Consider the following 22,570-nt stretch of genomic DNA (forward strand, 5'->3'; position numbering starts at 1 on the left):
GCAGAATCCGACGCAAGGGACTCAGAATCGTGTTCTTTCCGGCCTCCTGCAACGGGTTTCTGCCGGTGACTGTCATGACGATCTTCGACCGCTACCTTCTCAACAAGTTTCTGATCCCGTTTTTTTACTGCGTTTCCGGATTCATCTCGGTCTGGCTGGTCTGGGATCTGAGTGTCAACTTGCCGGATTTTCTTTCCGGACATGCCACCTTTGCCCTCGTAACGCACTACTATCTTCTGCAGATCCCTAGCGTCATCGTCCTAAGCGTGCCCGTGGGACTTCTCCTCGCCCTGCTCTACACACTAACCCAGATGTCCCGGCGTAACGAGATCATCTCCATGCTTTGCGCAGGCGTCAGCCTCTACAGGATTTTCGTCCCACTGGTAATTGTTGGACTCGTCATGACGGCTCTTCTAGGGGCCCTTAACTACCGACTGGCTCCGCAGGCTGGATCCTCAAGCGAAGAGATCAAGAGCGAGATCAAGTCGGGACAGAAGGCGTTTAACGGGATTAACAATCATCTCTTCCGCAACCGCGAGGACCGCCGACTCTGGTATCTCACTGCCATGTTCACCAAGGCCAACCAAGCCTTGAATGTCGAGATCATCCAGCAGAACGAGTCGGGAGTCGTGACGGAGAAATGGTATACTCCCCATGCCACCTATCTACCTGAAACCGGAACATGGTCACTCATGGATGCCAGGCATGTGATCGTCGATGAATCGGGAAACCAAGTCTCCTCAGAGTCCTCCCCACGCCTAGAAATCAAGGGTTGGCATGAAACCCCTTGGAAAATCGCCAGCTCGAAGATGAACTCTGATTTCATGGGGCTCCCAGAACTGACCGATTATCTGCGCTACAATGCTGAGTTTCCAGAGACTCGCCTAGCGCCCTTCGTGACTCATTGGAACTACCGCTGGGCCCTTCCCTGGATCTGTTTTGTGGTGATCTTTATCGCGGGTCCCATGGGTGTGGTCATCGGGCGCCGCGGGATTATGGGAGGGGTTACCGCGGCGATCGGACTCTTCGCCGCGCTGATTTTCTCAAGCAGCCTCTTCATTGCCCTCGGCAAGGGGGATCGCATCCCGGGATGGGTTGCAGGATGGGGGCCGATCCTGATCTTCCTGTCCATAGGAATCCTCTTCTTCTGGATCAAGGCAACGGGCCGGGAGCTTCCAAAGTTGCGGTTGCCCGGCTTCTGATCCTAGCCTAAAATCGCCTGATACATGCAGCAGGACTGGAACATCAAGGCACGCTCCGAGGCATGCGACGCCACCGGACGACCCTTCGCCAAGGGGGAAATCTTCCATGCAGCCCTCTTTATTGAAGGCCAGGGATTCCGCCGCAGCGACCTCTGTGAGGAGGCATGGAAGACTCGTTCGCTCGACCCAAGCTCCGAGCCTCCCTTCTCCGCATGGCGCTCCAAATTCGAGCCTCCCGCTCCTCCCCCGCTGGAACCGCTGCCACGCGATGATGCCGAAGGGATGCTGCGCAGGCTGATCGAAAGCAATGATCCAGCCCACACCAACACCCGCTACCTGCTCGCGGTCATGCTGGAACGCAAGCGGGTCCTGAAGCCGCAGCCCTCTCCCGACACGACAACGCTGATCTACGAACGGGCAGGAACCGGCGAGACCTTCATCATCACCGACCCGAATCTCTCCCTATCTGATCTGGTTGCCGTCCAGGAGGAGGTCTCTGCACTCCTTTCTGGTCTCTCTGCACCAGCACTGACTCCGGTTCAGGAGCCTGTAGCAGCAGAGTCGGAGACTACGTCCTCTCCGGCTGAAGAGGCCTGAATTACCTTCCATACCTCATGGAGAAGGGTTCCCTTCCGCTCTTCCTGGCCCCTATGGCGGGGGTCACTAATTCCATCTTCCGTACCATCTGCAAGGAAAAGGGAGCTGATATCCTGACAACGGAGTTCGTCTCTGCGGACGGCATCATGCACCGGAATGCCCGGACGCGGGGCTATGTGGAGTTCACTCCCCTGGAGCGTCCTATGGGGGTCCAGCTGTTTGGAGGGGACCCAGAAAGGCTCGCTGAAGCTGCACAACAGGTCATCGACTGGGTGAAGCCCGACTTCATCGACATCAATTTCGGCTGTCCCGCAAGCAAGGTGGTCTGCCGCAACGGAGGCTCCGCGCTCTTGCGCGACTGCCCGTTGCTGGAAAAAGTCGCCAATGCTGTCGTGCGGGCCTGCGCTCCACTGCCCGTCACCGCAAAGATCCGTATCGGATGGGACGCCAACACCATCAACGCCGTGCAGACGGCTCAACTCCTGGAGGGGGCAGGCATCCGACGCATCGCCGTCCATGGCCGCACCAAGGCACAAGGATACTCGGGTGAAGCCGATTGGGAGGTGATAGCCTCCGTCGCCGCCTCTGTCTCAGTTCCAGTAATCGGCAACGGAGACATCGCTGACGGCGCAACGGCACTCAATCGCATGAAAACAGGGGTCTCAGGACTGATGATCGGGCGGGCGGCAATGACCAATCCCTGGATTTTCACCGAGGTGAAGGCGTCGCTCCAAGGAATTCCTTACACGCCTCCATCCTTAGAGATGAGGTGGGAGCTCGTGCGCCGGCATTGCTCTGAAGAAGTGGCATCCAAGGGAGATGAACGCTTCGCGATGCAGGGCATGAGGTCACGCCTCATGGCCTACACGCGGGGAATGCCGGCCGCCCGTCCCCTCCGCGCCAGCCTCTCGTCAGTTGGCTCCCTGATGGAACTCGACGACATTATTGAACGCCATCTCCTGGAAATTCCCGAGGAGACGGCCCTCCTGATTTCTTAATCCGAATATCGCATGCCGGAATCCAGGGAAAAATCCCAAAATCCCTAAACCGGCAGGAAAATCGTGAAGGTGGAGCCCTCGCCCGGGCGGCTATCCAGAGCCATACGCCCTCCGTGTGCCTGGACCACGTTTTTCACAATCGACAATCCCAGACCAGTGCCTCCCGTCTGACGGGCGCGGTCGCCCCCGACACGGTAAAAACGCTCGAAAATATGATCCTGATCTTGGAACGGAATCCCGGGTCCTTGATCGCGGAAACTGATGGCGACTTCAAACCCCTGCAGCGATGCGCTGATCACGATGTCGCCACCATTACCTTCCTGGGGAACGCCGTGGCGAAGCGCGTTGACCAGGAGATTCGAGAAGGCCTGTTCAATCCTGTATCCGTCAACCTGGACATCAGGAAGTGCCGAGCTGACCTCCAGCAGGACACGAGCACCACGTTCCTTCACTTCACTCTCCAAGTGCTCAACCACATTCGAGAGGAGCACTCCCAGGTTCGTAGGAAGAGTCTCGAGGCTACCCCCTTTTTCCTCCATGCGGCTGATAGTGAGAAGATCTTCGATCAAATGGTTCAACCTGTCGGCGTGGCGGCGCATCACCGTTAGTGATTTACGCGTCATCTCGCGACTCAGTCCTCCCTCTTGAAGCGTCTCCAGATAGCCGTTGATGATCGACAGGGGGGTGCGAAATTCGTGCGAGACATTGGCTACAAATTCCCTTCTTACGGACTCCAATTCGCGAAGCCTGGTCACGTCATGCAGCACCATGAGACATCCTCCCGGGGACTTCATGTCGGGGGTCTTGAGCGTGGCGGCCGTCACCACCAGATGGCAACGATCACTTCTTCCCGGAATGCCGAGAGTCAACTCGCCTCGTTGCACTTCACCTGTGACTGCGGCACGTTGGGCTACCCCTTGGAGTTCATGGCCCATGAAGACTTCCGGTAGCAAGAGACCCTTCACTTCTCCACGCAGATTGAACATCCCGACGGCTGCTTTGTTCACCAGACGAATACGCAGATCATCTCCCGTGATGACCACGCCCTCCGTCATGCTCTCCAGAATGACCGCGATGCTGAATTCTTCCTCGGCAAGAAGGCTCTTCTGACGGGCAAGCGTTTCCGCGATGACCCTCAGCTCACCGGTAGGCTTCCTAAAGATCCATGGCAATCCACTCAGGATCACCGGCCTGAAATCGCCACCGGCTATCCTCCTAAGGATTTCCAACAGTTCCCTTGCCGGGAGTACGATGCCGCAGAAAAACCACCAGAGACAGCAACCAACCAGAAACAGGCAGGCTCCCCAGAAAACAACGCCATGCATCAGATCAACTGGGCGGGCGCCATGAAGCGGTAACCCTCACCCCGGATAGTCTCCAAATAGGCCGAATGGAGGCCTAGTTTTTCGCGAAGGCGGCGCATGTGGGTATCGACCGTCCGCGTATCGACTGTGCTGCGGTATCCCCAGACCTCGTGGAGCAGTTCGTCACGTGATTGAATCGCGCCTCCCTTCCCGATGAGGAGGGAGAGCAATCTGAATTCGGTCGAAGTCAGGTCGATCCGCTGCCCGTCAAGCATCACTCTTAAGGAAGTGCGGTCCAGAACGAAAGGACCTGCGGCAGCGGATTCTGAAACCACGTCTGGACGCGCCCTTTTCAGGAGGGATTGGATCCTGAGTAGCAGCTCTCTCGGACTGAAGGGCTTGGGCAGATAATCATCGGCTCCCAGTTCAAGCCCCTTGATCCGGCTATCCGCCTCACCCTTGGCACTCAGGATCAAAAGCGGAATGCCAGCCGTGCGATCTTTAGCCTTCAACTTCTTGGCAACCTCAAATCCGTTGAGCCGGGGAAGCATGATGTCCAGAATGATCGCATCCGGACACTCCTCCGCCGCCAAAGCCAGCCCCTCCACACCATCAGCAGCCACAATGACCCGCAGCTTGGCTTTTTTCAGATGATATCGGATCAGATCGGATACATCTTCTTCATCTTCAATCACAAGTATTGTCTCGGACATGGTGTGGGTGGTCGTGAAATCCCGTGCTCTCCGTAGGAGCTACCCGAGTGGAGGCATGGTGGCAAGCGCCTCTTTGGGATGTATGACCGCGTCAAAAGCCCATGAAGACAAAAAAGCGGGCCGCCTTATTCGTCCCGGAAAAACCATGAAACCGGAACGAGGCGGCCCGCCCCCAATGTAAACCTGTATATTCTGACATCCGCCCCAGGCATTCGTTCAAAAATTTTATCGTTCCTTTGATTTTTTTGTTATTCTGCTATCCCTGCACAGTTGCCACCCCTAGGCGGCTTACCTTTTGAGATCATGAAAACTATCGGCGTATTGACATCGGGCGGAGACGCCCCCGGAATGAATCCTGCGATTCGCGCGGTAGCGCGGACCGCTGCCCAACAAAACTGCCGTGTGGTTGGCATCAATAACGGTTATGATGGAATTTTCGACGGGAATATCGAGGAACTCGGCCACCGTAGCCTAGCCTCCATCATCGACCGCGGCGGAACAATCCTCCAGTCAAGCCGCTGCAAACGGATGTACAGCCCCGAGGGCGTTGATGCCGCACGGGCTCGTCTCACCGAGCTCGGCATCCACGGCCTGATCGTTATCGGAGGGGATGGCTCCCTAACCGGAGCCCGCGAACTCGCGCGACGGGGTGTGCCCGTGGTGGGGATTCCCGCCAGCATTGACAACGACCTCTCCGGCACAGAAATGGCCATCGGCGTCGATACGGCGACCAATACGATCATGGACTTGGTCGACCGGATTCGGGACACGGCCAGATCCCACCGTCGCTGCTTTCTCATTGAGGTGATGGGCCGCAATTCCGGATACCTTGCCCTGACCACGGCTATAAGCTCGGGCGCCTCGGTAGCTGTCATTCCCGAGTTCCGCTACAATATGGAGAAAATAGTCTCCCTACTTCACAAGCGCTATCAAGAGGATCGTGGTAATTCCATCGTGATGCTGGCGGAAGGCGTCTGCGGTGCTGAACCCTTCATGGAGCACATGCAGAAAGCCGTTCCCGGAGGGGAATTCGAGCAGGAAATCCGCATTACCGTCCTGGGTCATGTGCAGCGCGGTGGAAGTCCGACACACTTCGACCGCATGCTTGGCGCAAGATTCGGCGAACTGGCGGTCATGGGACTGCTTCAGCAAGAAACAGGGTGCATGACAGCACTCTCCAAGGGGAGCGCCACGCTGATCGACCTTGATAGGGTGATCGGAAAGAAGAAACATCCCGCCCCGGAGCTCCTACGTCTTGCCAGGAATCTGAAGGTCGAGTTCGGCGATACTGTCGAACTCTGATCTCCGATCCTTTCCTGCGCTGTCCGGTTCGCCATTATGGAATCCCTCCTGACTCTCCCCATCGGGGATTATCGCGCTGTTGAGCTGAGCTTGCGCCTGACGATGTTGCTGATCGTCATGACGGCCCTACTCCAAATTCTCTGCCTCAGCGTGGTAGAGCGACGATTTCGACTGCCCCTGACTCTCTCTTCGGTGGCATTGCTGGGAGCGGGATGGTTCGAGTCAGGCGTCTGGCTCGCCTGGAAGGAAGCCTTCGAGCTGGCAGGCACATCCTATTGCGTCACCGGTCATCTGCTAGCCGGAGAAGACCGGATCATCGCATTGTCCCTAGGTCTTCCGGCGATTCTTGTCAGTTTTGGCTTACTTCATCTCAATCCACGAGAAAAAGGGTTCCGCAACCTGTGTTGGACCGCTCTAGGATGGGCCGTTCTTGGGCCTTTTTTTCAGTTCGTGTCACTGTTTGGTTTTGCAAGCTGCTTGGCTCAGATTCGCAGAGTCTTGCGGGGAGCGACTTCAATCGTTGCCATCGCAAGCATGGCGCTGGGTTTCATTGTCACAGAGCTTGGGTACCTACATCTCCTACCGCTAGGAAAGACGGCTGAGAAAACTCTGGTCAGGGGAGAAATCATCCATTCCCTCTGTGAAATTCTTGCACTGGTTGTTCCGGGAGTAGCCCTGCTGATTGGAATACTCAAGATCTCCGAAGAGAAACCGAAATCAGCTTAATTCAACGCCTGCTTAATCGCCTCCACCACCTGCTGCTGCTCATCAGGTCGGAGTCCGGGGAAGATGGGCAGGGCAAGACTCTCCTTGGCCGCTTGCTCGCTTGCAGGGAAGTCGCCCAGCTTGTGACCGAGGTAGGCAAAGCACTCCTGCAAATGGAGCGGCACGGGATAGTAGATGGCGCATCCGATCTTCTGCTCCATAAGATGGGCCATCACAGCATCCCTCTTCTGGCTCCGGATCACGTACTGATGATAGATGTGATGGTCAAGGAGGCCTGAATCAGCAAAAGGTTCGGCAGGAAGTGTCACGCGGTCGAGGAGATCTGCCGCTTCGAAAGCCTCCCCATAGGCGGCAGCGTTCGCGCGGCGCGTGGCATTCCATCCATCCAGGAAGGGAAGTTTGGCCCGGAGAACAGCCGCCTGAATGGCATCGATGCGAAAATTGCCGCCGACTACCTTGTGGTAGTAGCGCTGCTCCATGCCATGGTTACGAATACGCCGGAGCTTATCGGCCATCTCCGCGTCAAGGCAGAGAGTCGCGCCAGCATCTCCGGCAGCACCGAGATTCTTGCTTGGGTAGAAGCTGACATAGGAGGTAGGGGCAATAAGTCCGGAGGACTTGGTTCCTGACTGCGATGGATATTTCGCACCGAGGCTCTGGGCGGCATCCTCGAGAATTTCGATCCCGAACTCTGCCGCGACGGCGCCGATTCCATCCATGTCGCAACAGGCTCCGAAAAGATGAATCGGAACGATAAGTCGTATGCGGTTTCCCTTGGGGGATCGAAGATCACCATCAGCATCCTTCTTGAATGAGGAGAGCAAGGCTCGCAGACTCGCGGGATCCATCATGAAAGTGGCCGAATCAATGTCGCAGAAGAGAATCTCGGCACCGGTGCGATGAATGCAACCAGCGGTGGCAAAGAATGTGTAGGGAGTGGAGATAACCGCATCACCCTCACCTATGCCCATCGCCATCAGCAGTGCCAGCTGAGCATCTGTTCCTGAGGACATTCCGACCGCATGACCACCACCGAGATATGCGGTAAGATCACTCTCAAACGCCTCCACTTCAGCACCAAGGACATAACCTCTATGTCCGAGAACGCGAAGGGCAGCCTCGCGGACAGCCTCATCGACCTGCGTTCCGAGACGGCTCAGGTCAAAAAGTGGGATAGGAAGAGGAAGAGGCACCTGGCGCGAAAGAGCGTGAAACCAGCAGGTTACTTCACCACACCGAACTCAGCGCGCCGATTCTTGGCCCAAGCGGAATCGTTGCTGGCTGGATCAACGGGCATTTCGGAACCAAAACTGACGGTCTGGACATTGTTAGCCTTCATGCCCTTGGCGATCAGGGCCTCGCGCACGGCCAGGGCGCGCTTCTCACCCAAACTGCGGTTGTATTCCTGGGTGCCGCGCTCGTCAGTGAATCCGGCAACGATGACCGTTTTGCCGCTTCCCTTGAGGGCGTCAGCGACAGCGGCCACCTTGGACTCCTGGTCGGGAGCCACAGAGGAACTGTCATACCCGAACTGGACAGGCGCATACTGACCGCGCTGCACGTTTGAGCCCATGAAGTTGGCGCCCTCGGTCCGTTCTCCAAGCGGCGTGCCGCTCACATAGTCGCCGTCGACGCCGGCGTATTGCTTGTTCTTCTTGTTGGCACAGCCGGAAAGAGTAAGCAGGGCCGTGATGGAAAGGAGGGCAAAGGTTTGAAAACGCATGAATCTATACAGGGTCAAAAGCGGAAAAAGATCAAGAGTGAGGGTGCAATTTTCTTACTCGGAGGTTCACCTTTTGGCCTGTTTTACTTCTACCGCGTCCAGGTCGGCTCCGTGACCTTCCCAAGACCGCTGATCACGGGAATGGATTTGCCTGTCGGGACATCAAGTAAGGAAATGGTGCTGCCGGTACTGTAGACGACATGGCGTGAATCGGCTCCCCATACAGGATTCTCTCCCTGCGCGACGATCCGGGCTCCTCCTCCATTCAGATCCATTACAGCGACGGAGAATCCTCCACCTGAACGAACATTGAAGGCAAGTCTCTGTCCGTCAGGAGACCAGCTTGGCTCGGTGCAGTAACCGAATCCCGTGGGCACAAGTCGACCACTTCCCCCAGTCGAAGAAATCTTGTAGAGCTGCGGCACGCCAGTCTCATCGCAGGAGTAGATGATCTCTGCGGCGTTCGGAGACCAAGTGGGGCTCGATTCGGCCGCGCGGGTGTGGGTCAACCGGCGGGCTACGCCACTCAGACTGACCACATAAAGCTCGGGATTCCCATCCTTGCTGATGGTGCAGGCAAGAAGGTTCCCGTCGGGTGAGAAGCGGGCGCCTGAGTTGGTTCCGGGAAATTTGACCAACCGCACCCGGGCTCCCGTTGCCAGATCAATGACGTAGATATCTGCATACCCTGCCTGATAGCCGGTATAGGCGAGCCGATGGCCGTTGGGGCTGAGTGCCGGTGAGACGCTCAAGCCATTGTCATGGGTGAGTTGGCGGCCATTGGATCCGTCATAATCAGCAAGATAGATCTCTTTCCTGCCACTACGATTGCTAACAAAGGCAATCGTGCTGGTGGCGATCCCCTTGTGATCGGTCAAGGTTTGAACGATATCATCTACAAACTGGTGGGCGGCCATGCGGGGACTGCCACTGTAGTTCTTGGAGAGCACCACCTCGCCTCCCTTGACGACCTTACCCTGAAGAACTCCTCCGGCGAATGTACCGCTGACCGTGAAGGAAGCCATCCCTGGCTGGACCAATGCGAACCATCCGGCAAGCGTCAGGTCATTCTGGACCACCTTGGTGGCAAGAGCCCCATCACTGCCTCCAATCCCGGCGAAAGCGACATTCAGGGCATCACTCTTGCGGACGGTGATGGTCGGAGCATCGGCCGCCTGGAGAGAGGCTCCCAACAGGCAAGCCGCAAGAAGAGGAAGAAGACGGTGTAGTCGGATCATGGTATCTGTTTGATGCAACTGGTAGCGAAAGGCAAGTCAGCGCGCGCTCCGATAGCGGGGTCTGGTAGCGTACGATCCCGGCAACTCGAGGCGCACCGAAAGACGGCGTGCTCCCGCAAGGGCTTTTTTCACTTTGGCATCCTCGGCAGATCCCTCGATCTCCAGATAAAAAACATAGGTCTCGGGTTGTCCGGGAACCGGACGGGAGACAATCCTGCAAAGGTTCACTCCGGCTCGGGCAAAGGGCCCCAAAAACCGATGCAGACTTCCCGAAGTCTGGGGAAGGGCAGCGACGATTGCCGTCTTGCTGCGCTTCTCTTTCGGCAATTCGGAGGGCGTAGCCGAGATCACGAAGAAATGGGTGACATTCACAGCCTCCGGGCGGACGGGAAATTTCAGAATAGAAAGTCCGTAAAGTTCCGCGGCCCCGGGAGCTGCAAGGGCGACAGAGGTGACAGAAAGCGCAGCTTTTTTCGCGGCTTCCGCCGTGCTTGAGCTCTCGATCATGGTGACGCTCGGAAGGTTTTCCATGATCCAGTCACGGTGATGCCGGAGGGGCATCACATGCGAATAGACGGCCTTCAACTTTCCAAAGGCTGTGCCGGCGTGCCCCAGTAGGGCGAGGCGGACATCAAGAGCCAGTTCCTCGGCAATGAATATCTTGCCTGCCTGCTCAATGAGCAGATCGACGGTTTCTGTAATAGTGCCTCCGGAGGAGTTCTCGATCGGCACAATACCCAGTTGGGCTTGCCCCGAGCGGACAGCATGAAACACCTCGGTGATCGTAGCCACGGGAAGCCCTGCCCGTTTTGGAAAACGTCTCAGCACGACAAGGTGGGAAAAGGTACCTTCGGGACCAAGATAAGCAACCTTACCAGACTTGGCAGTTGATGAAGAGGACATGTCTGCAAGATTTATGGGGGTTGATCCTTCTGCGCGCAAGTCTGGGCAAAGAGATAAACTCAGCAGGTGGGATCACCTCGATACGAATAGGAGATTGATTTCCGGATTGCCCGTGTACATGAGGAGGTGATGCATTATGCCCCCATGATTCGGATCATTCTGATCCTTGGCCTCTTTGTTCTCATAGGATGTGCTGGATGCGCTCAACTCAAGAATGGGGGTCGGGATAAGAATCATCAAGCAAGCCAGTCAACCACCAAGCCGGCGCCATCAGCCACACAAGGCCTGAGTTATCGCCTGACTCACCCAGTGGACTTCTTTCATCTTTTCGCACGGAAAGAACAACCTCAGAGCCCCAAAAAGGCGGTTGCCCTTCTTACTATTGGCATCATCAGGACCATCTCGAGCGACGGAAGTTATGTGATTGCGGAGCTGGAACCGGGAGTCATGGTCGCCACGGGCAGCTCTCTTCTGGTCACGGGCAATAACGAAGAACCTGCACATCTCAAGGTTGCCGAGATCACCCTCCCTTACTTTGTTGCGGAGATAGAGCATGGCAACCCGGAACCCGGAGACTTGTTGAAGCAATAGCACTCATATCACCTCAAAGATTGGGATTGGGATTTGATCGGACGGGTCGAGATTGACTTCAGGCCCTGACTCCAAGCACTATCTGGAACCTTAATCACATTAAGTAACTCTTGGGAATTCCTTGGAGATAAACACCCCTTCATGACTCCAGCTGCCGACCATCCGAACAACCAGCTTAACCCTCTCAATCTTGAGGAGGTGGATTCTCTGGCCGAAATCATCATGGTGATGCAGCGCCGTTTCTTGGCTAGCCTGATGGGAGAACTGGCACGGGGAAAAGTCTCCTTCCCTCAGTTTTTCCTGCTTGGACATCTCTGTTCCCAAGGGCCTTCCGGAATGAGCTGCATTGCTACGCTCATGGATCATAGCATGCCTGCTGCGACGGGACTTGTGCAGCGACTGGAAAAGCTGGGCTACATCAAACGCTCTTCCGACAAAGAGGACCGAAGAAAAGTGAGGGTTCAAACAACCCAAAAGGGAAGCCGTCTTGTGGAGGGAATCCGCAAGGAAATGGCAGCCAACCTCGAAAAGGTCATGGAACTTCTGGAGCCCCCGGAACAGAGGGCTTGGTTGGACATTTACAAAAAAATACACGATTACTGCACATCCTGCCATCGATGAAAACACTCACCACACTCCTAGCCACGGCCTTCCTGCTTGCTGTAGCCGATCAACCTAAGGCTGCTTCCTCGAATAACAATACCGAGTCAATCGATGCGCTCCAGTCACTGAGCACGAACCCCATTGTCGCGACCAACAAGCCCTCTGTGGCTGATCAGTCGCTCATGGGGCTTTCTGTCGGCTCTCAGGTGAACGCACAAGCGGCAACTAATAATTCCGTCTTCGCAACGAACTCTCCCCCTTCTTTCGATCAATCCCCTGCCGGAGCATCGGTGCTGCCTGAACTTGCAACCAATCCTCCGACTCCCCCCGAGGGACTGAATGCCGGCACGAACAACTTCACCAATCTTCCTTCACTCCCGGCACCCGATCTTCCGACCGCCCCGCTGATCACCAACCCGATCACTCCGGAATCACTCCCGGCACCCCTCCCTGAAACCACGGCCGGGCCCATTCCCCTGCCCACGCCGACGACCAATAATTTCGGGCTGATCGACAAGATCATGAAACTCGTCAAGGACGTGCCCCTGACGGCGGAGGCCCTTGCGAAGGCCGGTAACAAGATCGTTCCAGACATCATCGCTAAGGATGCCAAGAGGATGAACATAGACCAAGCGGTCCAGTATGCCCTGACACACAATCCCGATATACTGACCGCCGTCCAGAACATCCAGCGAGCCTCAGGCAACTACATCAACGTCCGCGCCGGCCTCCTTCCGAAGCTCAATGTCCAACCGGGATACACATGGCTCGATCCCCAGATCCAGAACGGTCAGACGCCCCCCGGATACGGCAGTAGCGGCGGAATCCCCAGCGTTCAGGTCAACCAGACATGGAACATCAACTTCCAGGGCACCCAGCTTCTCTACGACGGATGGAAGACCCCCTCCCTCACGGAAGCGGCCAAGCTCTCCGAACAGATCGCCTATTTCCAACTCCGCCAAACTATCGACCGCGTGGTGGCCGACGTCGTGCGCCAGTTCTACCAGGTCGTCCTGAACCGGGCCCTCGTGATCGCGAACGAGCAGCAGGTGGCCCTCTACAAGACACAGGTCACCGATCAGCAGAGCCGGTATGACGCTGGAACTGTCCCCCGCTTCAACGTCCTGCAGGCGCAGGTTCAGATGGCCAACGCCATGCCTCCGTTCATCGCAGCCGAAAACAACCTGCGCACCTCCCTGTTCCGTCTTGTCCAGTTGATCGGCATGGACTATCCGAACATCCAGAACGTGAAGATCCCCTTCGATGTCAACGGGGAGCTCGGATACTACCCCCGCAAGGTCGACGAGAACGCCTCGATTCACACGGCGCTTCAGCGCAACCCCTCGCTCAAGGCCCAACGCTCCAACATCCTGGTCACGGCGAAACAGGTGACTGCGGCGATTTCGGGCTGGCTGCCGACGATCAATGCCAATGGTGGCTATCAGATCCAAAGCTACAAGTATGACAAGACCCTCACGGAGACCATCGAAGGATGGTTCTTTGGGGCCACCGGCAGCTGGGCAGTCTTTGACGGTCTGGCGACTTACGGCGCGGTCAAACAGGCCAAGGCGACCATGCAGAGCGCCAAGATCTCCTACGACAACGCCGTCCGAGGCGTCGTCACCGAGGTGCAGATAGCCATCTCAAACCTCCAGCAGGCGAAGGAAACCATCGAGAGCCAGAGAGCCACCGTGGAACAGGCGGCCGAGGCACTGCGACTCTCACGCGAACGGCTCGATGCAGGCGCCGGCGTCCAACTCGACGTGATCAATGCACAGGTCCAGCTCCTCCAGGCCCAGACCTCGGTTCTTTCGGCGCTCTTCCAATACATCTCGGCGACCGCTGAATACGACCGGGCCCTCTCGCTTCACACGCAGTATGAGGAACTCTTCGACGATCCCCTCAATAAATGGGAGAAGGCGCGCTACCAGTCACTCAATGCCGAGAACCGCGCCCGTCCCCAGCTTCCGAGATCGATGCGGAAGGATGACCCCCTGCCCCCGGGAGTGCAGTTCGACGATCTGATCAAGAGCTCCACCGTGCGCAAGCAGGAGCAGCCCTTGGACTCCAAGACCAAGACTAAGGGCAAGTCCTCCAAGAAGACCAACGGGAACGACAAGAAATCCGTCGATTGAGCGAAAACCATCCCACCGTGGCGGTCGTCCCGATATCGGTTCACGAATCGGCTTCACGGGTCGACGCGCGATTCATCGGGCGGATCCCCGGCATCGGGGTCACCCTTGAGCGCGATGCCGCGATGGCGGCACTTGCGCCGCATCAACGCAGGTTACTCGCGGAGCAGGGGCTCGGCAGATACCCCTTGGTCACCGCCGAGCAGATCCACGGGGCGGAGATCGCCATCGTCACGGAACCCTCCGAAAAGCCGATCCAGGGAGCCGATGGGCTAGTGACCATGACACGCGGAATCACACTCGGAATCTCGGTCGCCGACTGCGCCCCCGTCTGGATTGTCGCCCGGGACGGCTCCGCGGGAGCCCTCCTGCATTCGGGAAAAAAGGGCACTGAATCGGGGATTGTTCCAAATGGCATCCAATCTCTCAGCTCCCTTTCGGGGATAAATCCCTCCGACCTCATTGTCGTGATCGGACCCTGCATCCGCCCCCCGTGCTACGAGGTCGATTTTGCTGCGGAAATCAGAAGACAGGCAAAGCGATCCGGGGTTGCTGAAGTGTATGATGAAGGCATCTGCACGGCATGTCATCCGGAGCGGTATTATTCCTACCGCAGAGAGCAGGGACTGACCGGACGGATGCTGGCTACCCTTACCCTTCTTGCCTGATGAGCCTGTGATGAAAAGGGAATTTGATCCCAATATTCCAGAACTGATGGATCTGGCCGTTCTGGAAAATGGGAAGCCCTCCGCGGAATTGGAACGAGACCTTGCCAATCTGCGTTGGCTCAATCGCCTGTTCGGCGCCTACTCGATCCTTCATCGTTTTCTGAAACGCTGGTTTTCACGACGCGCATCCGGAGGGCCACCCCTCCGCGTTCTCGATCTGGCCACCGGGGAAGGAGACCTTCCTAGGGAATTGGTTCTCTGGTGCCGCAAGCGGGGCATTCCAGTCACTGTCGATGCAATCGATATGAATGAAGCCACCTTGACCATTGCCAGAGAGCGAAGCAGGAACTTTCCCGAGATTACATTCCATCAAGGAGATATTCGGAGTTGGGGCTCCCTCTCCGAATCGTGGGAGTTCGTTCTCTGCTCCTTGGCGCTTCATCACTTCAGCGGGGAAGATGCCGTTCTGGTAATGCGCAATGCCAAGAGGCTTTCCTCCGATCACCTGCTTGTGGCGGACCTGGAAAGAAGCCGCAGCGGAGCCCTCGGCATCTGGCTACTGACAGCCCTCGTACTGAGAGAGCCGATGACCAAGCACGATGCCCGGCTCTCAATCCAACGCGCTTTCTCCTTTGAGGAATTCCGATCGTTGGCGCTTGAAGCGCGTTGGAACGACTTCGGACAGGCTCGCTTTCCCGTCACCCGCCAAGCGATCTGGATCGACCGGGTCGCATGATCAAGCGCTCGGTTAGTTTGGATGCGGAAGAAACGGGTGTCGGTTTGGGAGCTTCTTTACCCTTAGGCAGGAGCTTGGGCCGCCACTTGGGATGTTTTGCTGATCCCGTGGATTCGTATTCGAAGATCTTGCTGATTAGGAAGGTTGCCAATCCCGGTAGCCCCTGAGCATTAAGCCTGATACTCATGTTCATCCTGTCATCAAGATAATGGATGTCACCGTGCCCGATCATATTGAAGCCCGTTCCCTCGATAAGTAGATCGCGAGTGGTGATGGTGCCGTCGGCGACACTAAACTCGGCGGTCGCTTTTTTGGCCGATTGGTAGCCTAAGCCGGGAATCACATCATTCAGTAAGAGAGAGAGGGGACCGAGGATCGGCATTGCCAGCACGTTGCCATCGCGAATCAGGAGATTCCCCTTACCGGTCATTGCCCGGTCATTACCGCCAACAGCATGGAAGGCGTAATCGCCGGTCAGTTTCCCGCTCGACTCATTGTAATCAAAATAGAGCCTGGCAAGCGTCTTGAAATCGACATCCTCCAGATGCACCGAGGCTCCGTACCGGGCATCTCCTGGCATCACCGATACATCGGCCTTCAGCGCGACATCACCGCCGAACAGGTGAGACTGAGGCAGGTCGACCAGCACCTTCTGCCCTTTCAGAAGAACCGTGCCCGATGTCGGCCCGAAGGGAAGATCCTTTCCGATAAGTGTGTATACCAATCCCGCGGTCGCATTGAGTTGAATGCGCAGGTCGTTTTTTTCGGGATCACGAAGCCCCACTTTTCCCGTGAGTTGGACATTGGGGGATTTGACAAAGCGGTAATTCTTAAGCGACTGGGCAATACGTGGATCGATCCAGGTCATCATTTTGACGGGATCAAGCGTGGACTGCACCTTCGGAAAGAGCCCTTCCCAGTTCTTGTAATCATAGACGAACTCACCGCGTCCGGATCCCTCACCCATCCTCACCAGGATATCCCGAAAGGTGACGGCACCGTTGGTCACACGGAATTTCGAACTCAGCCCGTCGACCCAGGCTCCCCTCATAGCTGCCTTTCCCAGATCAAGGCTTCCATTTCCCTGAAGCTGCAGAGGATCAAGGATAGGGGCTCCTCCCTCGAAGCTGATCTGCAGGGGCTCCTTGAAATCCATCGACTCGAAGGCCTCGCGGGTTTTCCCTGCTGTCATCGGAGCAAGCTTTGAAGGGAAGAGAGATGCCTTGAGACGTAGCCTGTTGTCACCGGGAGCAATCATGAGATCGGCGTCGATTGCTCCGGGTTCCCCGGACGCGTGGAGGTCCCGGACAAGAAACTTACCCTCCCGGAGCGCTACTCCCGCAGAGAGCGTGTCGAACATCACTCCGCGATAACCGAAATGCCCTGTATTGAATCGAGCTATACCGCCGAAGGAGGGTTTTCCCGAGAGCCAATCCGCAGAGAAATTCCCTTCGAGGTGGACCGGGTCCCGACAGGTCAAGTCCGCCGCCTTTTTCGAAGACAGGAGCAGTGCCGGGACCACGCTTCCCCTAAATGTTCCAGAAAATTCCAAAGACGAGTTCTTGTCATGGAAATCTGCCTTTCCTGCAGCATGAAAGATCCCAGCCCCGTCATCTGTCACAAGCCGATCCAAGGTCAACTTGCTATCCTGATAATGAAGCGCCATTCCGATCCGCCGGAAAGTTATCCCGTGCCATTCTCCGGGCCCTGTCTGCAGCTCAGCCAGGTCTACCCTAAGGCTCTCGGAATCACCGAGATCACCCCCTGCCTGAATAGTGAGCACGGGCTTCCCTTCACTCCAATGAACGGACCGCAACTCGCGTTGAATCGCATCGATGGTCTGGGCCGTTTTCCCCGGTCCTTCTGAGGAGACCGGTTTGGGTGAGAACTTTTGCGGATTCAGGAAGGATCCGGAAACGTTGACCTTGATCCCGGCAATCTCAAAGGTAGCCGAACTCAATCGAAACTGAGACGGAGGGCAGATAATCAGGCCGCGGACATGATCGAGCCTTAGACGCGGCTGCTCGGAAGGCCCCAAGGGGATATCAAGGGTGGCATCGCGGAGAAAAATCCGCTCAAGGCGCGGGCTACGCCGCAAGAGCGAATCCATGTTCATAGAGACGGCAATCCTGTTGGCGGAAACGATCAAACGATGGGCTGGTGTCAGGTCGTGCATCTGTAACCGATCCAGAACAAAGCCGCGTGTCGGACTAAAAAGAACACGTCCGATACTGACCCTGTAGAATTTTCCGCCAAGCAGTCCTTCCGCCTTCTCCCGCACGGCATCTCCAAGGCCATACGTGGAGGTTATTACCAGGAGGATGGGAATTCCAAGAAGGAGGCCGAAAAAGAGGAGGCCAAAAAACGAGGCGGCTATGTACCGTAACAGATGGTCCAGCTTACCTCGGAAGGTGCGGCGATCCATGACTTCCCCCCTCCTTAGACGGGGAATGATCGTTGGCTCCGGATTGCTCATCACTCAACCTTCTGGATTGCAGAGCCTCTTGTAAAGCAGGGGAAGAGAGTGCCTACATCAACGAGTAGGGATCGACATCAATAGTCATGATGACCCCCTCGGGAAGTTTCAAATTCAAGGAAACTTCACGGACAAGTCTGGCCAGTATGATGCCTGATTTCGACTTGAGCGTTACATGGAACCGATATTGCCCATGAGACCTTTCCAGGGGGGCAGGGAACGCCTCGGACACCTCGACTGAAGCAGGGGCTTTCTTGCGAAAAATTGCGGCGATATGGCCAGCAGACCGGGTTGTTTTTTCGAGTGAAACACCGCGAATCTGAACCAGAACCATGCGTGTGAAAGGCGGGTGTCGGAACGCCTCCCGGAAGGAGATCTCCTGCTCGAAAAAACCGGCGTAATCGTGATGCCGGGCATGCTGGATGGAGGGACTGGCCGGCGAGAAGGTCTGGACGATCACCTCCCCCTCGGTCTCGCCGCGACCGGCACGACCCGCGACTTGAGTCAGGAGTTGAAAGGTCCGTTCCCCGGCGCGGAAATCGGGCGAGTGAAGGCCTATGTCGGCATTGATGATGCCAACAAGGGTGACGTTCGGGAAATCGAGCCCCTTGGCGATCATCTGTGTGCCCAGCAGGATATCGATCTGACGGGATCGGAATTTTCCCAGCACTTCGGCATAGGAACCTCGACGGGACATGGTGTCGGCATCCATCCGCGCGAGACGTGCCTTCGGAAAAAGTCGCCTGATTGTCTCCTCGACCCGTTGGGTGCCGAGGCCGGAATGCTGAATGCCTGGATCCTTGCATTCGGGACAGCGCTCAGGAGGCTTTGCTCCATGGCCGCAGAGATGACAGGCAAGGCGGTTATCCGCGCGATGCAGGGTTAGGGAGAGGCTGCAATTTGGACAGCGGCAGACATGCCCGCACTGCTGGCAGAGCAGGGAGGTCGAGTAACCGCGCCTGTTAAGGAAAAGGATGGTTTGCTGGCCGGCCTCCAGACGCTTGGTCATTGCCATTTGTAAGGGCGCAGAGAGCCCTCCCTCCGATTTAGCGCGTTTTCCCTGGAGTCGCAAATCCACCACCCTGATCAGAGGCATGAGTTGATCATCGGCACGGCGTGGAAGTTCCAGAAGGTTATACTTACCGCATTGGACATTCTGGAAGCTCTCCACGGATGGTGTGGCGCTTCCCAGAATCACGAGAGCCCCCTCAAGCCGCCCCCTCATGACAGCTACATCCCGGGCATGATATCGCGGTGTTTCCTCCTGCTTGTAGGTATTTTCGTGTTCTTCATCCACGATGATGATCCCCAGATTCCGCAGTGGAGCGAAGACAGCGCTGCGAGCACCGATGGCGATCCGGGCGTCGCCTCGCTGAAGACGCATCCACTCCTCGCGTCGCTCGGCATCAGTCAAATGACTGTGCAGAACAGCTACTCCGGCCCCCTCTTTGCCTGCGTGATCAAAGCGAGATCGAAAACGCTCCACGGTCTGGGGCGTCAGGGCGATCTCGGGTACAAGTACGAGGCCGCTCTTGCCTGACTCAAGGGTGCGAGCCAGAGCCCGGAGATAAACTTCCGTTTTTCCGCTACCTGTGACTCCATGCAGCAGATAGGGAGAGGGAGCCGTTGCGCTTGTTTCAAGATCATTAAGTGCATGCTCCAGGGTCCCGACGACCACCTGTTGATCCGCATTGAGTTTTGGAATTTTCCCCGGAAGGATTTCCTCCGCTTCGAATTGCCCACCCATCCTGCGCTCAAGGACAATACGAATCAATCCAGCCTCAACAAGCGCTTTAAGCGAGGACTCAGAAGCTGCACATCGACTCAACAATTCCTGCGAGGCAATCGGATCAGGAAACTTCTCGAAATGCTTGAGGATTGCACCTTGTTTGGGAGCGCTCTTTTCAATCCGTTGCAACTCTTCGACCTCGATCCGTCGGACTAGTGAAACCATCCGGACTTTCCTACCAGCGATGGTCTCGCCCCTCATCATGGGGGGAAGCATGGAGCGCATGACCGCGGCTATTGGCGCACAGTAATAATCGGCCATCCAGTTGGCCAGACGCATCATGACAGGCGGAAGACTTGTCTCTTCGCCAACCAGTGCCTCAAGCGGTCTGATGCCCGGAACAACGGAATGATCCAGCAATTCAAGTACAGTCCCCACTGCGCGTCGGTTGCGCACCATCACGATCACGCGTGAACCGATCGTGACCTGATCTAGCAACGCCGTAGGAACCGAGTAATCCAGTTTCCTGCCCTCGGACCGGTCGATCAGGATGCGGGCGAAGGAGGGCATGGAGGAGAAGGATGAAACCTGAAACTTGAAACCTGAAGGACTTTTATCAGCCTCGCCTCCTTACGTGCAGGTTGCAGTTATTCAATTCCATCTCTCCCAACAGTCCAGCACTTCAAGATTCAAGTCCTTTTCGACTGATCCTATTTCAGGTCTCAGGTCTCAAGTTTCATCCTTCATAGGCACTGCGTTTGCAGTGCCTACTCCGTAATGATATCCTTGTAGGTCTTACCCGAGGGGATCATCGGGAGCACGTGCTCCGTGTAGGGAGTCATGACATCCAGGACATAAGTCTCCTTGGAGTCCAGCATCCGCTGAAGGGCTGCCCGCAGGTCTTTCTTGTGCAGTACGCGCTCGGCCGGCACGCCAAAGCCTTTGCAGATTCCGAGGTAGTCGGGATAGATCCGCTTCAGATCCTTCGGATCACCCAGGAAAGTGTGTCCGCGGTTGCTATCGTAGAAACGATCTTCCCACTGCACTACCATGCCAAGATGCTGGTTATTGAGAATGATCACCTTGGAGGCGATTCCATCGATATGCGCCGTGGCCAGTTCCTGAACATTCATCAGGAAAGATCCATCGCCATCGATATCAATGACCTGCTTGTCAGGACGTCCCAGCTTCGCACCCAGAGCGGCGGGATAGCCGAAACCCATCGATCCAAGTCCGGCAGAGGTCACAAGCGTCCGGGGTTCGGTGAAGTTATAGTACTGGGCGGCCCACATCTGGTGCTGGCCGACTCCAGTGGTGATAATGGCATCCCCCTTGGTGAGTTCCATTAGGAGTTCGATCACATGCTGTGGCTGTATGGCATCAGGCGTATCCTTGTAGCGGAGAGGATGATCCTTCTTCCACTTGGCGATCTGCTTGTACCAAGCTGGGAAGCGGGTGTGATCTTTCTTCACCGGCTTGCTGCCTGCACGGTCGAGTTCCTTGTTAAGGCGCGCAAGGGCATCCTTCACGTCACCAAGGATCGGGAGCTTCACAGCTCGGTTCTTGTTAATCTCAGAGTTATCAATGTCGATGTGGACGATCGTGCCGTGCTCGCAGAATTTCTCTACCTTGCCGGTCACGCGGTCGTCGAAGCGGACGCCGATGGCCAGCAGGAGATCGGCTTCGTTGACTGCATTGTTGGCATAGACCGTGCCGTGCATCCCAAGCCACTTGAGCGAAAGCGGATGGGTCTCGGGGAAGCAACCTATTCCCATCAGGGTCGTGGCTACGGGAATCTGGGAGCGTTCGGCAAACTCGGCCAGCTCCTTAGAAGCCTCCGCAGTGATCACGCCGCCACCGCAATAGATCATCGGCCTCTTGGCCGAGGCAATCAGGCCCAGCATCTCTTGAAGGGCCAGATCATCCGCGCGTCGCACGGGATTGTAGCCGCGCAGGCTGATAGTCTTCGGGAAGATCGGATGGGCAGTCTGATTCTGGATGTTCTTCGGAATATCAACCAGCACGGGCCCTGGACGTCCACTCTGGGCGATATGGAATGCCTCCTTGATGATCCGGGGAATGTCGTTGATATCCCAGACAAGATAGCTGTGCTTCACCACGGGGAGTGTCATCCCAAAGAAATCGGTCTCCTGAAAGGCACCGCGACCGATCATCTCCTGCGGTACCTGTCCGGTGATCGCCACGAGCGGCACGGAATCCATGTAGGCATCAGCGATGCAGGTCACGAGATTGGTGGCACCAGGACCAGAAGTCGCCATACAGACCCCGGCCTTGCCGGTCACGCGGGCATATCCCTCCGCAGCGAATCCACCTCCCTGCTCATGGCGGGGCAGGATGGTACGGATCTTCTTTGACTTGGTCAGAGCCTGATGGATCGGCATCGAACAGCCGCCCGGATAAGCAAAGACAAAATCCACTCCCTCGCGCTCAAGAGAGGCGACCAGAATCTCAGCCCCATTCATGACAACTCCACGCTCATTGGAGGTAGCAGCTTTGGAGGGTTTGGTTTTCTTGGATGGGGATTTCGAGGCCATGGCAGTTAGGGAATGTCACCGAAGGGTGACGGCGGTGTCGAGAGACAAAAAAAGGGGCTTCCGTTTTCGGAAGCCCCTCATTGAGAAAAGTTCCGGTTTTAGTTCGTTCCGAAGACGTAGTTGTTCGTATTGACGTTTGTCCCGATAATTGAGTTGGCAGACCCGCCAACGGTTACCAAAGCTGCACCCTTTAGATTGTATGGAAGTACATTTTGTACGGTTCCATTGGAGACATTCGCGGTTGCAATAAACACATTCAAACTATTTCCTGAGCTGCCAACGTTGAATACTGCGGAATTTGCTGTAGTACCCTTAACGCTCAGCAGGTTGCTAAGTGCATTGTTAGAAATGTAGCCACCGTTAACCAATCCGTT

The 22,570-nt window shown here is 56.4% G+C and carries 19 protein-coding genes; 10 read left to right on the forward strand and 9 right to left on the reverse strand.

Features of this window, described 5'->3' with window-relative positions:
- Positions 1–29: 29 nt before the first annotated feature.
- From K8R57_00105 to dusB, 3 genes are read left to right on the forward strand one after another with little or no spacing between them, the layout of a single operon-like run.
- Positions 30–1,202, forward strand: coding sequence for an LptF/LptG family permease (locus tag K8R57_00105; protein MCE9586703.1), 1,173 nt, complete (start codon positions 30–32; stop codon positions 1,200–1,202).
- Between the two features lie 24 nt (positions 1,203–1,226).
- Positions 1,227–1,799 carry a hypothetical protein gene (locus K8R57_00110; protein MCE9586704.1) on the forward strand — a complete coding sequence of 191 codons (573 nt, stop codon included), beginning with the start codon at positions 1,227–1,229 and terminating at the stop codon, positions 1,797–1,799.
- A gap of 17 nt (positions 1,800–1,816) precedes the next feature.
- Positions 1,817–2,797, forward strand: a complete 981-nt coding sequence (gene dusB / locus K8R57_00115; protein ID MCE9586705.1) for a tRNA dihydrouridine synthase DusB — start codon at positions 1,817–1,819, stop codon at positions 2,795–2,797.
- Positions 2,798–2,841: 44 nt separating this feature from the next.
- Here dusB and K8R57_00120 read toward each other — a convergent pair whose 3' ends face one another.
- Both K8R57_00120 and K8R57_00125 read right to left on the reverse strand, forming a co-directional pair.
- The gene (locus tag K8R57_00120) at positions 2,842–4,122 is read right to left on the reverse strand and encodes a PAS domain-containing protein (GenBank protein ID MCE9586706.1); all 1,281 of its coding nucleotides are present in this window, start codon (positions 4,120–4,122) and stop codon (positions 2,842–2,844) included.
- On the reverse strand, positions 4,122–4,814 hold the full coding sequence (locus tag K8R57_00125; protein MCE9586707.1) for a response regulator: 693 nt from the start codon (positions 4,812–4,814) through the stop codon (positions 4,122–4,124). Before K8R57_00125 ends, K8R57_00120 begins: the two co-directional genes overlap by 1 nt.
- Before the next feature lie 303 nt (positions 4,815–5,117).
- Here K8R57_00125 and K8R57_00130 point away from each other — a divergent pair, with 303 nt between their 5' ends.
- Together K8R57_00130 and K8R57_00135 are read left to right on the forward strand one after the other, a co-directional pair.
- On the forward strand, positions 5,118–6,116 hold the full coding sequence (locus K8R57_00130; protein ID MCE9586708.1) for a 6-phosphofructokinase: 999 nt from the start codon (positions 5,118–5,120) through the stop codon (positions 6,114–6,116).
- 36 nt (positions 6,117–6,152) lie between these two features.
- A complete protein-coding gene (locus tag K8R57_00135) occupies positions 6,153–6,842 on the forward strand; it encodes a hypothetical protein (GenBank protein ID MCE9586709.1) in 690 nt (229 codons plus the stop codon).
- On the opposite strand, the gene K8R57_00140 is transcribed toward K8R57_00135, so the two are convergent.
- From K8R57_00140 to K8R57_00155, 4 genes are all read right to left on the reverse strand, one after another.
- A complete protein-coding gene (locus K8R57_00140; protein ID MCE9586710.1) occupies positions 6,839–8,035 on the reverse strand; it encodes a DegT/DnrJ/EryC1/StrS family aminotransferase in 1,197 nt (398 codons plus the stop codon). The genes K8R57_00135 and K8R57_00140 overlap by 4 nt on opposite strands.
- Positions 8,036–8,064: 29 nt before the next feature.
- Positions 8,065–8,565 carry an OmpA family protein gene (locus K8R57_00145; protein ID MCE9586711.1) on the reverse strand — a complete coding sequence of 167 codons (501 nt, stop codon included), beginning with the start codon at positions 8,563–8,565 and terminating at the stop codon, positions 8,065–8,067.
- 89 nt (positions 8,566–8,654) lie between these two features.
- The gene (locus K8R57_00150) at positions 8,655–9,803 is read right to left on the reverse strand and encodes a biopolymer transporter Tol (protein MCE9586712.1); all 1,149 of its coding nucleotides are present in this window, start codon (positions 9,801–9,803) and stop codon (positions 8,655–8,657) included.
- A 36-nt stretch (positions 9,804–9,839) separates the two neighbouring features.
- Positions 9,840–10,706, reverse strand: a complete 867-nt coding sequence (locus tag K8R57_00155) for a prephenate dehydratase (protein ID MCE9586713.1) — start codon at positions 10,704–10,706, stop codon at positions 9,840–9,842.
- A gap of 144 nt (positions 10,707–10,850) precedes the next feature.
- Here K8R57_00155 and K8R57_00160 point away from each other — a divergent pair, with 144 nt between their 5' ends.
- The 5 genes from K8R57_00160 to K8R57_00180 all read left to right on the forward strand — a co-directional run bounded on the left by K8R57_00160 (position 10,851) and on the right by K8R57_00180 (position 15,436).
- Positions 10,851–11,297: a hypothetical protein gene (locus K8R57_00160; protein ID MCE9586714.1), complete on the forward strand. Its 447-nt coding sequence runs from the start codon at positions 10,851–10,853 to the stop codon at positions 11,295–11,297.
- A 141-nt stretch (positions 11,298–11,438) separates the two neighbouring features.
- Positions 11,439–11,918 (forward strand): MarR family transcriptional regulator, encoded by a 480-nt coding sequence (locus K8R57_00165; GenBank protein ID MCE9586715.1) that lies wholly within the window; start codon positions 11,439–11,441, stop codon positions 11,916–11,918.
- Positions 11,915–14,035 (forward strand): TolC family protein, encoded by a 2,121-nt coding sequence (locus K8R57_00170; protein MCE9586716.1) that lies wholly within the window; start codon positions 11,915–11,917, stop codon positions 14,033–14,035. The genes K8R57_00165 and K8R57_00170 overlap by 4 nt, the downstream gene beginning before the upstream one ends.
- Entirely contained in the window at positions 14,032–14,700 is a 669-nt protein-coding gene (locus K8R57_00175) for a polyphenol oxidase family protein (GenBank protein ID MCE9586717.1), read from the forward strand. Before K8R57_00170 ends, K8R57_00175 begins: the two co-directional genes overlap by 4 nt.
- A gap of 10 nt (positions 14,701–14,710) precedes the next feature.
- The gene (locus K8R57_00180; GenBank protein MCE9586718.1) at positions 14,711–15,436 is read left to right on the forward strand and encodes a methyltransferase domain-containing protein; all 726 of its coding nucleotides are present in this window, start codon (positions 14,711–14,713) and stop codon (positions 15,434–15,436) included.
- Here K8R57_00180 and K8R57_00185 read toward each other — a convergent pair.
- The 3 genes from K8R57_00185 to ilvB all read right to left on the reverse strand — a co-directional run bounded on the left by K8R57_00185 (position 15,399) and on the right by ilvB (position 22,124).
- Positions 15,399–17,912: an AsmA-like C-terminal region-containing protein gene (locus K8R57_00185; protein ID MCE9586719.1), complete on the reverse strand. Its 2,514-nt coding sequence runs from the start codon at positions 17,910–17,912 to the stop codon at positions 15,399–15,401. The two genes, K8R57_00180 and K8R57_00185, sit on opposite strands and share 38 nt — an antisense overlap.
- 52 nt (positions 17,913–17,964) lie before the next feature.
- Positions 17,965–20,211 carry a primosomal protein N' gene (gene priA / locus K8R57_00190; protein ID MCE9586720.1) on the reverse strand — a complete coding sequence of 749 codons (2,247 nt, stop codon included), beginning with the start codon at positions 20,209–20,211 and terminating at the stop codon, positions 17,965–17,967.
- 197 nt (positions 20,212–20,408) lie between these two features.
- Entirely contained in the window at positions 20,409–22,124 is a 1,716-nt protein-coding gene (gene ilvB / locus K8R57_00195; GenBank protein MCE9586721.1) for a biosynthetic-type acetolactate synthase large subunit, read from the reverse strand.
- Positions 22,125–22,570 lie beyond the last annotated feature (446 nt).

Source organism: Verrucomicrobiota bacterium, from assembly GCA_021413925.1.
Classification (GTDB): domain Bacteria; phylum Verrucomicrobiota; class Verrucomicrobiia; order Chthoniobacterales; family UBA6821; genus UBA6821.